The organism is Caldimonas hydrothermalis, assembly GCF_056746695.1.
Window position 1 is genome coordinate 99506 of record NZ_JBWQXA010000007.1, and the last position, 12661, is coordinate 112166.

At 71.0% G+C, this 12661-nt stretch carries 11 protein-coding genes; 10 read left to right on the top strand and 1 reads right to left on the bottom strand.

What is annotated here, in order from left to right:
• Positions 1–214: 214 nt before the first annotated feature.
• The 10 genes from AC1ECW_RS10540 (at position 215) to AC1ECW_RS10585 (ending at position 11575) form a co-directional block, all read left to right on the top strand.
• A complete protein-coding gene (locus AC1ECW_RS10540) occupies positions 215–1420 on the top strand; it encodes a GGDEF domain-containing protein (RefSeq protein WP_481201774.1) in 1206 nt (401 codons plus the stop codon).
• A gap of 4 nt (positions 1421–1424) precedes the next feature.
• Positions 1425–2720: a GGDEF domain-containing protein gene (locus AC1ECW_RS10545; protein ID WP_481201775.1), complete on the top strand. Its 1296-nt coding sequence runs from the start codon at positions 1425–1427 to the stop codon at positions 2718–2720.
• A 128-nt stretch (positions 2721–2848) separates the two neighbouring features.
• Complete coding sequence (locus AC1ECW_RS10550; protein WP_409704073.1) at positions 2849–3412, top strand: DinB family protein; 564 nt, start codon at positions 2849–2851, stop codon at positions 3410–3412.
• A complete protein-coding gene (locus tag AC1ECW_RS10555; protein ID WP_481201776.1) occupies positions 3409–4599 on the top strand; it encodes an ABC transporter substrate-binding protein in 1191 nt (396 codons plus the stop codon). Before AC1ECW_RS10550 ends, AC1ECW_RS10555 begins: the two co-directional genes overlap by 4 nt.
• Positions 4575–6251 carry an ABC transporter permease gene (locus AC1ECW_RS10560; RefSeq protein WP_481201777.1) on the top strand — a complete coding sequence of 559 codons (1677 nt, stop codon included), beginning with the start codon at positions 4575–4577 and terminating at the stop codon, positions 6249–6251. The genes AC1ECW_RS10555 and AC1ECW_RS10560 overlap by 25 nt, the downstream gene beginning before the upstream one ends.
• Complete coding sequence (locus AC1ECW_RS10565) at positions 6248–6892, top strand: ATP-binding cassette domain-containing protein (RefSeq protein ID WP_409704080.1); 645 nt, start codon at positions 6248–6250, stop codon at positions 6890–6892. Before AC1ECW_RS10560 ends, AC1ECW_RS10565 begins: the two co-directional genes overlap by 4 nt.
• The gene (locus AC1ECW_RS10570) at positions 6885–7520 is read left to right on the top strand and encodes a CDP-alcohol phosphatidyltransferase family protein (RefSeq protein ID WP_481201778.1); all 636 of its coding nucleotides are present in this window, start codon (positions 6885–6887) and stop codon (positions 7518–7520) included. The genes AC1ECW_RS10565 and AC1ECW_RS10570 overlap by 8 nt, the downstream gene beginning before the upstream one ends.
• A complete protein-coding gene (locus AC1ECW_RS10575; RefSeq protein ID WP_481201779.1) occupies positions 7517–9670 on the top strand; it encodes an FAD-dependent oxidoreductase in 2154 nt (717 codons plus the stop codon). The genes AC1ECW_RS10570 and AC1ECW_RS10575 overlap by 4 nt, the downstream gene beginning before the upstream one ends.
• Before the next feature lie 46 nt (positions 9671–9716).
• Positions 9717–10454, top strand: coding sequence for a DUF3047 domain-containing protein (locus tag AC1ECW_RS10580; RefSeq protein WP_481201780.1), 738 nt, complete (start codon positions 9717–9719; stop codon positions 10452–10454).
• The gene (locus tag AC1ECW_RS10585) at positions 10451–11575 is read left to right on the top strand and encodes an FAD-dependent oxidoreductase (protein ID WP_481201781.1); all 1125 of its coding nucleotides are present in this window, start codon (positions 10451–10453) and stop codon (positions 11573–11575) included. Before AC1ECW_RS10580 ends, AC1ECW_RS10585 begins: the two co-directional genes overlap by 4 nt.
• Positions 11576–11775: 200 nt before the next feature.
• Here AC1ECW_RS10585 and tolA read toward each other — a convergent pair whose 3' ends face one another.
• Positions 11776–12648 carry a cell envelope integrity protein TolA gene (gene tolA / locus AC1ECW_RS10590; protein WP_409710210.1) on the bottom strand — a complete coding sequence of 291 codons (873 nt, stop codon included), beginning with the start codon at positions 12646–12648 and terminating at the stop codon, positions 11776–11778.
• Positions 12649–12661: the final 13 nt, after the last annotated feature.

A 12661-nucleotide genomic window follows, 5' to 3' on the forward strand; every position in this document is an offset into this window, starting at 1 on the left:
GGTCGTGGTCGGCGCAGTCCGCGGGCACCTTGCCCAGGCTGCCGTCTACTGTCGGGCACCGGCGACTGGCCTGAGCCTCGGAATAAACCGGCATCGGCCGTCCTGTTTCGCGGATGCCTGCGAAGCGCCCGCCTTGCTGGCGTGTGCCGGCGCTTGGCATACTGTCGCATTGGTGCGACGCGCGCCGCCTTCTCATGCTTTGACGACCCATCGCTTGGACTTCTCCGTCGTTGCTCTGGCCAGCGCCGTGCTGGGACTGCTGCTGGCCCTGGTGCTGGCCCTGACGATTCCCTACGTCCCCGACGCGGAGGGAGCGGGCTACTGGGTCTTGGCTTTTTTGCCCTTGGGCCTGGGCAGCGCCTTGATCGCGCGCGGTGAGCAGTTGCCGGTGCTGCTGCTGCTGTTGCGCGAGCCCCTGCTGCTGCTGGGCTATGCGCTGTTGCTCATCGGGTTGAGGCACTACCTGCGTCTGGGTCGGCCCTGGACGCTGGCCGGGACCGTCGTGTTCGCCGGGATGGTGCTGTCGGCGTTCTTCGTCGCGGTGTTTCCCAACCCCGAGGCCCGCTTGGCCGTGCGCACCGGTGGCATTGCCATCCTGATGGGGGCGGCGGTGTGGAGCCTGCGCGGCATCGGCAGTGGTGGGCTTCGGGCGGTGCGGCTGTTCCTGCAGGGGGCTTGCGGCCTGATCGCCTTGCTGGCCGTGTTGCGTCTGCTCGCGCTGGGTTTGCTCGCCCTGGGGGTTGCGCTGCCCGGGGTGGGGCGCATGCTGGGCATCCAACTGGCCAGCATGGTCACCACGCTGTGCGTGCTGGCGGTCATCTGCGGTCTGACCCTGCTGATGACGGCCCGGATGAACGAGGCCCTGCTGCAGTTGACCATCCGAGACCCGCTCACCGGGGTGCTCAACCGGCGCGGTCTGGACGATGCGATGGGCACCGTGCTGGCCTTCGCCCGGCGGGTGGGCCGTCCGGTGGCGGTGCTGGCCTGTGACATCGACCACTTCAAGCGCGTGAACGACACCCATGGCCATGCCCAGGGCGATGCGGTGCTGCGGGATTTTGCCGCGCTCCTGGCCGAGCACCTGCCCCAGGCCGACCTCGTCGGCCGCCTCGGCGGCGAGGAGTTCGCCGTGGTCCTGCCCGGCGCCGACGGCCCTGAGGCCCTGCGCGAGGCCGAACGCCTGCGGGCGGTGGTGGCGGCCCATGCCTTTTCGGTGCAGGGGCAGCGCCTGCCGCTGACCGCCAGCTTCGGCGTGGCCTCGGCTCCCGGTGCACAGGCCTCCTGGACCGAGCTGATCGCCCGGGCCGATGCCGCGCTGTATGACGCCAAGGCCCAAGGGCGCAACCGCTGCGTGCTGGCCCCGTCGGCCTCGGCCGAGGGGCCGCGCACCGAGCCTGCCGTCCTTGTGGCGGGAGGGTAGGGCCATGAACCTGGGCGCACCACAGTACTGGGGCCTGCTGCTGGCCATGATGTTGCTGTCACTGATCGTGCTGGGCCTGCTGGCCCTGCTGCGGCGTGTGGCGGCCGACCAACCAGGCCCGGAGGTCTGGACGCGCGCGCTGGCCTGGGTGGTGCTGGGCATGGGCCTGGCTGGCGTGGCCGCGCTGCACACCGGCACGGCCTGGCGGATCGCCTATGCCTTCGGTTCGGGCTTGTTACTGCTGGGGATCGGCCTGCTGGGCGAGGGCCTGCGGCGCTTCCAGGGCCAGCGCATGCGCATGCGAGGGGTCCTGACCGTGGTGGCGGCTGCCGTGAGCGTCATCCTCGTGTTCGAAGCCGGGGGGCGGTCCTTCGGCAGCCTCTTGTGGGTTTCGGCGGTGGCGGCGCTGATGTGGTTGAACGTCGGTTGGGTGGCCTGGCACAGCATGAGGCCGGGCTTCCTGGCGATCCACCTCGGGCTGCTGCTCAGCGCCCTGGTGCTGGCGGCCGGGTGGATCACGCGGGGCGCCGTGCTGGCACAGGCGGGGCCGCAGCATTGGCGCGACGCCTTGCCCGAGGCCAATGCCTGGCTGCTGATGTTGTCCTTCGTCGCCTCGGGCACGCTGGCCCTGCTGTTCGTGCTGCTGGTCAACTTCCGCCTGGCCGAGAAGCTGCGGGCCGAGGCCGTGCGCGACCCCCTCACCGGGGCGCTCAACCGGCGCGGCTTCGAAGACCGCAGCAGCCGTCTGATGGCGCTGTCGGCCCAGTTGGGCCAGTCGGTGACCGTGCTGGTCCTGGACATCGACCACTTCAAGAACGTCAATGACCAGCATGGCCACCAGGTGGGCGATCGGGTGCTCAAGGCGCTGTCGGCGCTGGTGCACCGGGCCAAGCGTGAGACCGATCTGTTCGCCCGGCTGGGCGGCGAGGAGTTCTGTCTCGTGCTGCCCGGCACCGACGTGCCCGGCGCCCGCGTTTTCGCCGAGCGGCTGCGCCACAGCTTCGAAGTTCTGGAGATCGACACCGGCAGCCGTTTCCTGCGCTGCACGATGAGCATCGGCGTGGCCTATGCGTCGGCGGCGATGCTGCAGTCCCGGCGTGTGGACCTCGTGGACCTGCTGCACCAGGCCGACGAAGCCCTGTACGAAGCCAAACGGGCCGGCCGCAACCGGCTTCGCTTCTATGCCTCGCCCGAGGTCGTCTCCAGCCGGATGGACTCGCGCCTGTTCGCCACGACCAGCGCCCCCTCGGACTTCGGTGCTTCGCGTCCCGCCTGGGGGAATTCCTCGGCCGGGCGCTGAACGGGCGCCCACGCAGGTAACCTGTTGGCTCTTTGCACCGAATCTACGCTCAGGCCGACGGATCGCCCCGGTGCGGCGGCCCCGTGGACTCGGGCCCGTCCCGACGCAGAACTCCGAGGCGACCTCTCATGACCCGACCGGCTGACCTGACCGACTCTTACCGCTGGATGGCCCGCTACAACCGCTGGTTCAACCGGCGGCTGTACGAGGCCGCCGCCCGGCTGGACGATGCGCAACGCAAGCGTGACTGCGGGGCCTACTTCGGATCGGTGCATGCCACGCTGAACCATCTGGTCGTTGCCGACAAGCTGTGGCTGGGGCGTTTGCGGGACCAGGGCACGCCCTTCGACCTGCTGCCGGCCGAGGTCGTGCACCTGGGCGTCTTCCGTGGCCTGGACATGCCGCTCTTCGACGACTTCGAGGCCATGCGTGCGCATCGCGACGTGATGGACGCGGCCATCGAGGATCTGGCCGAGCGCCTCACGGTGCCGGTCGTCTCGCGTCCCATGCGCTACGCCAACACCCGGGGCGAAGCCCGCGAGCATCCCACCTGGCAGGCCCTGAGTCATTTCTTCAACCACCAGACCCACCACCGCGGGCAGGTGACCACGCTGCTGATGCAAGCCGGCATCGACCCGGGCGTGACCGACCTGATCGCGCTGGTGAACCTTCCGGAGACGTCCCGCCCATGACCCTGAACCGCCGCCGCCTGCTGAGCCTGCCCCTGATGGGCGTGTTCGCCCACGCCTGGGCCCGCAACGACTGGGCCGCCATCGAACGCGCTGCCCGCGGCCAGACCGTGCATTTCAACGCCTGGGCCGGCAGCGACCTGATCAATGCCTACCTGCAATGGGCTGGGGCCGAGCTGATGCGCCGCCATGGCGTGCGGCTCGAACACGTGAGAATCACCGACACCGCCGAGGTGGTGCGGCGCGTGCGCACCGAGAAACAGGCCGGCCGCTTGCGTGACGGCAGCGTCGATGCGGTGTGGATCAATGGCGAGAACTTCCTGGCGATGAAGCGCGAAGGCCTGCTCTTCGGGCCCTTCGCCGAGACCCTGCCCAACCACCTCTGGGTGGACACCGAGGGCAAGCCCACCACGCGCATCGATTTCTCCGAGCCCGTCGAGGGCATGGAGGCCCCCTGGGGCATGGCCCAGCTCACCTTCTTTGGCGACCGCCGGCGCGTGCCCTCGCCGCCGCGCAGCCTGGACGAACTCGGCGCCTTCATCACGCGCCACCCCGGCCGCTTCACCTACCCCCGACCGCCCAGCTTCCACGGCACCACCTTCCTCAAGCAGGTGCTGATGGAAAGCCTGCCCGACCGCCGTGTGTTGGAGCGCCCGGTGCAGCCCGAGACCTTCGCCGAGGTCACGGCCCCCCTGTGGGCCTGGCTCGACGCCCACCATCGCCACCTGTGGCGCGGCGGCCGCCAGTTCCCCGCCAACGACACGGCGCTGCGCCAGATGCTGAGCGACGGCGAGCTGTGGATCGCACTCACCTTCAACCCCAATGCCGCGGCCAACCACATCGCTCAAGGCCTGCTGCCCGACACGGTGGTGAGCTGGCAGCATCGGCGCGGGACGATCGGCAACACGCACTTCATCGCCATCCCTTTCAACGCGCGCGCGAAGGAGGGGGCCCAGGTGATGATCAACTTCCTGCTCTCGCCGCTGGCCCAGGGGCGCAAGGCCGACATCCGCCACTGGGGCGACCCCACGGTGCTGGCGCTGGACCGCCTGAGCCCGGCCGACCGTGCCCATTTCAGCGGCGCCGACGCGCCCGGGGTGGTGCGTGAGCCGGCACCGGCCTGGCCCGAGCCGCATGCGAGCTGGGTCGAACCCATCGAGCGCGAATGGACGCGGCGCTACGGCGTGTGAGCCCGGCGCTGCCATCGACGGCCCGGCTGGCGCTGGGGCTGCCGATGCTGGCGCTCTTTGCCGCCCCACTGGCCGTGGCGCTGGCCACGGCGGCGGCCGAGGTGGCATCGGCCGACGGGTGGCGGGCCCTGGGGGCTGATCCGCAGTTCCTGCCCGCTTTGCGCCTCAGCCTGGTCACGGGCCTGGGCAGCACGGCGTTGGCCCTGGTCGTGGTGCTGTGGTGGGTGCCGCGCCTCCATGGGGGCGCGGCCTGGGCCTGGATGATGCGTGTGCTCGGGCCGGTGCTGTCGCTGCCGCATCTGGCCTTTGCGATCGGCCTGGCGCTGCTGGTGATGCCCAGCGGCGTCTTGATGCGTTTGCTGGCCCCCTGGGCCGGTTGGGACGCCCCGCCGCCCTGGCCCACGGTGAACGATGGCTGGGGGCTGGCGCTCGTGGTGGCGCTCGTGGCCAAGGAGGTGCCTTACCTCCTGTGGAACGTGGCCGCCTTGCTGCACCAGGGCCATGAAGGGGCGCGGCTGCAGCGCGAGCGGACGGTGGCCGCGTCGATGGGCTACGGGCCGGTGCGCGCCTGGCATCGCCTGCTGTGGCCCCAGTTGCTGCCCCGGCTGGCGTGGCCCCTGGCGGCCGTGCTGGCCTATGGCATCACGGTGGTGGACATGGCCGTGGTGCTGGGGCCCACCACCCCACCCACCCTGGGCGTGCTGGCCTGGCAATGGCTGCTCGATGCGTCGCCGCAGCGCCAAGCCCAGGGGGCGGCGGCCGTGGGCGTGCTGTGCGCCCTGTGGCTCTCGACCCTGGCGCTGGCCGTGCTCACTTGGCGGCTGTCGCAGCGCTGGCGGCGCCGGCGTGCCACACGAGGCGATCGAGGCTCTGCGAGCCGCCGCGCGCCGGTGTCCGGCCCGGCACTGCTGGGCGCAGGCATCGCGCTGTACGGTCTGGTGATGCTCGCCGTGCTGGGGGTGTCTTTCGTCGGGGTCTGGCCCTTTCCCGATCTGGTGCCCGAGCGTTGGACGGCCCAGGCCTGGGCGCAGGCGCTGCGCCAGCCGGTCGTCCTGGGCCACACCCTGGGCCTGGCGCTGGTGTCGTCGTCTGCGGCCGTGCTGCTGGTGATGGCCTGGATGGAGGCCACGCCCGCTCGCTGGGACCTGCGCAGTGCGCCGGCCCTCTATGCGCCCATGGTGCTGCCCTCGCTGCTGCTCACGCTGGGCCTGTACCGTGGCGCACTGGCACTGGGCCTGGACGGCACGTGGTGGACGGTGGCCTGGGCGCACGGCCTGTTCGTGCTGCCCTATGTGTGGGTGGCGCTGGCACCGGCCTACCGTGCCTACGATGCGCGCTATCGCCAGGTGGCGGTGTCGCTGCGCGGCAGCGAGTGGCGCCACTGGTGGGCCATCAAGCTGCCGCTGCTGCGTGCGCCGCTGGCCGCTGCGTGGGCGGTGGGCGTGGCGGTCAGCGTGGCGCAGTTCCTGCCCACCCAGTTTCTCGGGGCCGGCCGGGTGCCCACGGTGACCACCGAGGCCCTCACGCTGGCCGCCGGCGGCCAGCGCCACACCCTGGCGGCCTTCGCGGCCCTGCAGATGCTGGTGCCGGTGCTGGCCTTTGCCGCGGCCGCCCGGATCGGGCATCGCGCCGCGTGGAGGGAACGCACGTGAGCCTGGTCCTGGAGCGCGTGAGCCTGCGGCTGGGCCCGCGCAGGCTGATCGACGAGTTGAACGCCACCGTCGGCCCCGGCGAGGTGCTGGCCGTGATGGGCCCCAGCGGCTCGGGCAAGTCCAGCTTGCTGGCCTGGCTGTGCGGCACGCTGCCGCCGGCCTTGCAGGCGCAGGGCAGGGCCCGCCTGAACGGGCGCGAAATCCACACGCTGCCGCTGGCCCAACGCCGTGTGGGCATCCTCTTCCAGGACGACCTGCTCTTTCCGCATCTCACGGCGCTGGAGAACCTGCTTTTTGCCCTGCCCGCCGGGCCGCGTGCCGAACGCGTCGCCCAGGCCCGGGCCGCCCTGGCGCGGGCCGAACTGGCCGGCCTGGGCGATCGCCGGCCGCACCAGCTCTCGGGCGGCCAGCGTTCGCGCGTGGCGGTGCTGCGCGCCTTGCTGGCCCGACCCGAGGCCCTGCTGCTCGATGAACCGTTCTCGCGACTGGATGTGGCCCTGCGCGAGCGCTTCCGTGCCTTCGTGTTTGCGCAGGCGCGCGAGGCGGGCATACCGACGGTGCTGGTGACCCATGATGCGACCGACGTGCCTGAAGGCGCCCAGGTCCTGACCCTGGGCACTTCGGAGAGGCACGATGCTTGACCGCCCTGCGTTGCGACTGTTGCAGCCGCTGCTGCACCCGATGGCCCGTGGCCTGCATCGCATGGGCCTGAGGGCCGATGCCGTCACCTGGGCCGGCTTCGTGATCGGCCTGGGAGGGGCGGTGGCGATCGCCCTGTCACAACCCCTGCTTGGCCTTGCGCTGATCCTCCTGAGCCGCCTGTGCGACGGCCTGGACGGCGCGCTCGCGCGCCTGAGCGGGCCCACGCCCCGCGGCGCCTTCCTGGACATCACGCTGGACTTCCTCTTCTACGCCAGCATCCCGTTGGCCTTTGCGCTGGCCGACCCACCGGCCAATGCATTGCCGGCGGCCGTGCTGCTGGCCGCCTTCATCGGCACTGGCAGCAGCTTCCTCGCATTTGCCGTGCTGGCCGAACGCCAGGGCCTGCGCAGCCAGGCCTATCCGCAAAAAGGTTTCTACTACCTCGGCGGCTTCACCGAAGCCACCGAGACGCTGACCTGCTTTGCACTGATGTGCCTGTGGCCCCAGCACTTTGCCTGGTGGGCCCATGGCTTTGCCGCGCTGTGCGGGCTCACCGTGGTCACGCGCCTTGCGGCCGGCTGGCAGGTCTTCGGCCGTGCGAACCCCTCGAACAAGGACACCCCATGAACGTGCGCAAACTTCTGCTGCTGTCGTTGGTGCTTGCTGGTGTCGTGGCCTTCTTCGCCTTCGATCTGCAGCGCTACCTCAGCCTCGATGAACTCAAGCGCCAGCAGGCTGCCCTGGCCGAACTCTACGCGCGCCACCCTGCGAGGGTGATCGCCGCCTACTTCCTTGTCTACCTGGCCGTCACGGCGCTGTCGCTGCCGGGGGCCGCCGTGCTCACGCTGGCCGGGGGGGCGCTCTTCGGCCTCGTGGCGGGCACGGTGATCGTCTCGTTTGCGTCCAGCATCGGCGCGCTGCTGGCCTTCCTCGTGGCGCGCTACCTGCTGCGCGAGGCCGTGCAGCGGCGCTTCGGCGCTCGGCTCGCGCAGATCAACGCGGGCATCGAGCGCGATGGCGCCTTCTACCTCTTCACGCTGCGCCTCGTGCCGATCGTGCCCTTCTTCATCATCAACCTGGTGATGGGCCTCACCCGCATGAAAGCGGGCACCTTCTATGGGGTGAGCCAGCTCGGCATGTTGGCCGGTACCGTGGTCTACGTGAACGCGGGCACCCAACTGGCGCGGATCGACTCGCTGGCCGGCATCCTGTCGCCCGCGCTGGTCGGCTCCTTCGTGTTGCTGGGCGTCTTCCCCTGGATCGCCAGGCGGGTGGTGCGCGTCGTGCAGCGCGGCCGCGTCCATGCCCGCTGGCGCAGCGTGCGCCCGCGCCGCTACGACCGCAACCTCGTTGTCATCGGGGCCGGGGCCGCCGGTCTGGTGTCGGCCTACATCGCCGCCACCGTGCGCGCCAAGGTCACCCTGGTCGAGCGCCACAAGATGGGCGGCGATTGCCTGAACTATGGCTGCGTGCCCAGCAAGGCCCTGATCCGCACGGCCAGGCTCGCTCACCAGATGCGCCACGCCTCGCGCCATGGCCTGGCCGACACGCCGCCGTCGATCGACTTCGCGCAGGTGATGGACCGTGTGCACCGCGTCATCGCCGAGATCGAGCCGCACGACTCGGTGGCGCGTTACACCGGCCTGGGCGTGGACGTCGTGCAGGGTCACGCCCGCCTCGTCAACCCCTGGACGGTGGCCATCACCCGCGAAGACGGCTCGGTGCAGACCCTGACCACCCGCGCGGTGATCCTGGCCACCGGCGCCGAACCCTTCGTGCCCGACCTGCCGGGCCTGAAGGAGATGGGCTGCCTGACCTCCGACACCCTGTGGAGCTTGCGCGCGCTGCCGCGCCGCCTCATCGTGCTGGGCGGCGGACCCATCGGCTGCGAGCTGGCCCAGGCCTTTGCACGGCTGGGGGCCGAGGTCACCCAGGTCGAGATGGCGCCGCGCCTGATGCTCAAGGAGGACGAGGACGCGGCGGGTCTCGTGCGTGCGTCGCTCGAACGCGATGGCGTGCGCGTGCTCACCGCCCACCGCGCGCTGCGCTGCGAGCCGGGCCCCGACGGGAAACGCCTCATCGCCGAACACGATGGCCGGGAGGTCGTGATCGAGGGTGACGAGATCCTGTGCGCCGTGGGCCGTGTGGCGCGCCTGCAAGGCCACGGCCTCGAAGCCCTGGGCATCCCCACCGGGCGCGTCATCGAGACCAACGAGTATCTCGAAACCCTCTACCCGAACATCTATGCCGCCGGTGACGCGGCCGGCCCCTTCCAGTTCACGCACGTGGCCGCGCACCAGGCCTGGTATGCCGCCGTGAACGCGCTCTTCGGGCCACTGAAGACCTTCAAGGCCGACTATTCGGTCATCCCCTGGGCCACCTTCACCGACCCCGAAGTGGCCCGTGTGGGCCTGAGCGAAGACGAGGCCCGGCGCCAGGGCGTGGCCTACGAGCTCACGCGCTACGGCATCGACGACCTCGACCGGGCCATCGCCGACGGCCAGGCCCACGGCTTCGTCAAGGTGCTCACCGTCCCCGGCAAAGACCGCATCCTGGGCGTGACCATCGTCGGTGAGCATGCCGCCGACCTGCTGGCCGAATTCGTGCTGGCGATGAAGCACGGCCTGGGGCTGAACAAGATCCTTGGCACCATCCACATCTATCCCACCCTGGCCGAGGCCAACAAGTACGCCGCCGGCCAGTGGAAGAAGGCCCACAAGCCCGAGGCCTTGCTGCGCTGGGTCGAGCGCTATCACGCCTGGCGACGTGGTGAGTGATGGTGACCGCGGCTGAACTTTGCCGCTGCCGCGGACTCTGCTCCTCATGACCTCCGATCGATTTCGGCTGTGGCGCTTCCTGCCGGCCCTGCTCGTGCTGGGCACAGCCGGTGCGGCGGCCGACCTGAGCCCCTGGACCGGCGCGCCGCTCGCGCAGCCGGCACCGCCCTGGCGTTTTGCAGGCCTGCCGGCCCAGACCCTGCCCCGCACCCAGTACAGCCTGGTCGAGACGGAGGGGACACCGAGCCTGCGCATCGAAGCGCGGGCGTCCTATGGCAACTTGCTGCACCCCATCGACAGCGCGCCGGGCCGGTTGCAATGGCAGTGGCGCGTCGAGCGGTTCGCCAGCGCCACCGACTTGCGCACCAAGGCCGGCGACGACACCGCGGTGAAGGTCTGCGCCCTGTTCGACCACGCCCTGGAGCGCGTGCCCTTCGTCGAGCGCCAGTTGCTGCGGCTGGCCCGTGCGCGCAGCGGCGAAGATCTGCCCGCCGCCACACTGTGCTATGTGTGGGACACCAGCTTGCCTGCGGGCACGATGATCGACAATGCCTACAGCCGCCGCGTGCGCTACCTCGTGCTGCGCAGCGGCGAAGCCGCCCCCACGCCGTGGCAGGCCGAGTCGCGCGACCTTGCCGCGGATTTCCTGCGTGCCTTTGGCGATGAGGCCACCGAGGCCCCGCGTCTGCGCGCCATCGCAGTGGGAGCTGACACCGACAACACGGGCAGCCAGGCCCTCGCCTTCGTGCGGGGCTTGCAGCACCGCCCGGGAGGAACCGAATGAAACAACTCGTGCTGGCCGGTGGCGGCCATGCCCACGTCCAGGTGTTGGCCGCCCTCGCGGCCCAGCCCCTGCCTGGGGCCGAGGTGACTCTGGTCACGCCGCAGCCGGTGCTGTGGTACTCCGGCATGGTGCCTGGCGTGATCGCGGGCCGCTACGCCCCCGAAGAGGCACAGATCGACCTGGCCGCCCTGGCCCGCCGTGCAGGCGTGCGCCTGGTGCTCGATGCCGTGGCCGCGTTGCGGCCCGAGACCCGCCGACTCCGGCTGGCTGGCGGCGCCGAGCTGGCCTATGACGCGCTCAGCCTTGATACCGGTGGTGAACTGTCGCGCGACCTCATCGACGGAGCCCGCGATCAAGCCCTGTTCGTGCGCCCGCTGCACAGCTTCGTGCAACTGTGGCCGCGCCTGCAGTCGCTGGCGGCGCGGCAGCCGGGTCTGCAGGTGGTGGTCATCGGCGGCGGGGCGGCCGGCTTCGAACTGGCTGCGGCCATGCGCCGCGCGCTGGTCGCCCAGGCGCGGGTCACGCTCGTGGCCGGAAACGCCGGCCTGCTGCCGAGCTTCCCGCGCGGCGTGCGCCATCAGGCCCTCGCGGTGCTCAAGTCGCGCTCCGTCACCGTGATCGCCGACGACGCCGTCGAGATCGAACCTGGCCAGTTGCGCCTGTCCGGTGGCAGCCGCCTGCCCTGTGACGCGCCGGTGGTGGCCCTGGGCGTGCAGCCGCCGGCCTGGCTGTCCGACAGCGGCCTGCGCCTGGCGCCCGATGGCTTCATTGCCACCGGGGCCACCCTGCAGTCGGTGTCACACCCCGAGGTCTTTGCGGTGGGCGATGTGTCTCGCCGCATCGACGCCCCCCACCCCCGCAGCGGCGTGTACGCCGTGCGCGCCGGTCCGGTGCTCACCGCCAACCTGCGCGCCTGGGCGGCGGGGCAGCCCCTCACCGTCTACCGCCCTCAGCGCCTGGCGTTGGCGCTGCTGTCCTGCGGGGATGGCACGGCGCTGGCGAGCTGGGGGCCCCTGTCGGTCCGAGGGGCCTGGGTGTGGCGCTGGAAAGACCGCATCGACCGCGCCTTCGTCGAGGCCTACCGTGAAGGGGCGCGGGTCGGGTCCCTGTCGCTGCGCTGAAGGTCTTGCGGCAGTTCTTCTCGCAGTCCACGGATGGTGCACCCGCATACCGTGCTGAGGGACACGTGCATTTCCCGAATCGCCGTGCCAAAGCGTAAGCTCCTCCTCCCGGCAGGAGCCAGCAGGTTTTGGAAACGCGGTGTGACAAGGACGGCGCGCGGGGCGCCGTCGGGCGCGTGCGCGCCCCGGATCAAGGGGGGTCAGTCCTTCGGCCGGAAGGTGATCAGGATGGGGGAGGGCACGCGGCCGTTGTCGTCGCGCGGCAGGGTTTCCGTGCGTTCGATGGCGCGCAGCACCGCCTGGTCCCATTCCGGATGGCCGCTGGACTTCACCAGCCGTGCGCCGAGGATGGTGCCATCGGGAGCAGCTCGCACCTCCACCTCGGCAGCCGGGTTGTTCGTCAGCGTGTCCACGAAAATGATGTTGGGCTTGATGCGGGCGCGCAGCCGGCCCGCATAGCCGGCCGAGGGCGTCCCGGCCGCGCTGCCCTGCGCTGCACCAGTGGCCTGTGTGCCGGTGCCGGCCTGGCTGATGATGCGCTGCATCTGCGCCTCGCGCAGCTCGGCCAGGCGCTTCTCTTCGGCCTGGCGGCGCTTTTCGGCCTCGGCCTTGCGTTGTTGTTCAAGGCGCTGCTTCTCGGCCAGCTCGCGCTTGAGCCGCTCGGCTTCTTCTTGCTTCTTGCGTTCGGCTTCGCGGCGCTGGGCCTCCTCACGCTTTTTGCGTTCGGCTTCCTGCAACTCGCGCTGGCGTTTGGCCTCGGCTTCTTTGCGCTGCTTCTCGATGGCCAGCTCGGCCTCACGGTCGGGCGCGGGTGGTGGGGGGGCCGCAGCGGGTGCCGGTGCGGGCGGGGAGGGCGCGGGAGCCGGGGCCGGCGCGGGCGGCGCCGCCGCGGCCTGCGGCACGGCGGCCCACAGCTCGGCTTCGACCGCGTCGGGGGCGCTGGACTTCCAGTTCACGCCCAGCGCCAGGGCTCCGATCAGGGCCGCGTGCATGCCCAGCGCGATCGCCAGGCCGCGGCCGCGGGCATCGGGCGAGGGGGGCAGCAGGTCGTCGCGTTCGCTGGAAGGCGTCATGGACGGTACGGCT

Excerpts from the sequence above, each read along its gene's own strand:
- AC1ECW_RS10545 (WP_481201775.1), top strand. The coding sequence starts at position 1,425 with ATGAACCTGGGCGCACCACAGTACTGGGGCCTGCTGCTGGCCATGATG.
- AC1ECW_RS10550 (WP_409704073.1), top strand. The coding sequence starts at position 2,849 with ATGACCCGACCGGCTGACCTGACCGACTCTTACCGCTGGATGGCCCGC.
- AC1ECW_RS10555 (WP_481201776.1), top strand. The coding sequence starts at position 3,409 with ATGACCCTGAACCGCCGCCGCCTGCTGAGCCTGCCCCTGATGGGCGTG.
- AC1ECW_RS10560 (WP_481201777.1), top strand. The coding sequence starts at position 4,575 with ATGGACGCGGCGCTACGGCGTGTGAGCCCGGCGCTGCCATCGACGGCC.
- AC1ECW_RS10570 (WP_481201778.1), top strand. The coding sequence starts at position 6,885 with ATGCTTGACCGCCCTGCGTTGCGACTGTTGCAGCCGCTGCTGCACCCG.
- AC1ECW_RS10575 (WP_481201779.1), top strand. The coding sequence starts at position 7,517 with ATGAACGTGCGCAAACTTCTGCTGCTGTCGTTGGTGCTTGCTGGTGTC.
- AC1ECW_RS10580 (WP_481201780.1), top strand. The coding sequence starts at position 9,717 with ATGACCTCCGATCGATTTCGGCTGTGGCGCTTCCTGCCGGCCCTGCTC.
- AC1ECW_RS10585 (WP_481201781.1), top strand. The coding sequence starts at position 10,451 with ATGAAACAACTCGTGCTGGCCGGTGGCGGCCATGCCCACGTCCAGGTG.
- tolA (WP_409710210.1), bottom strand. The coding sequence starts at position 12,648 with ATGACGCCTTCCAGCGAACGCGACGACCTGCTGCCCCCCTCGCCCGAT.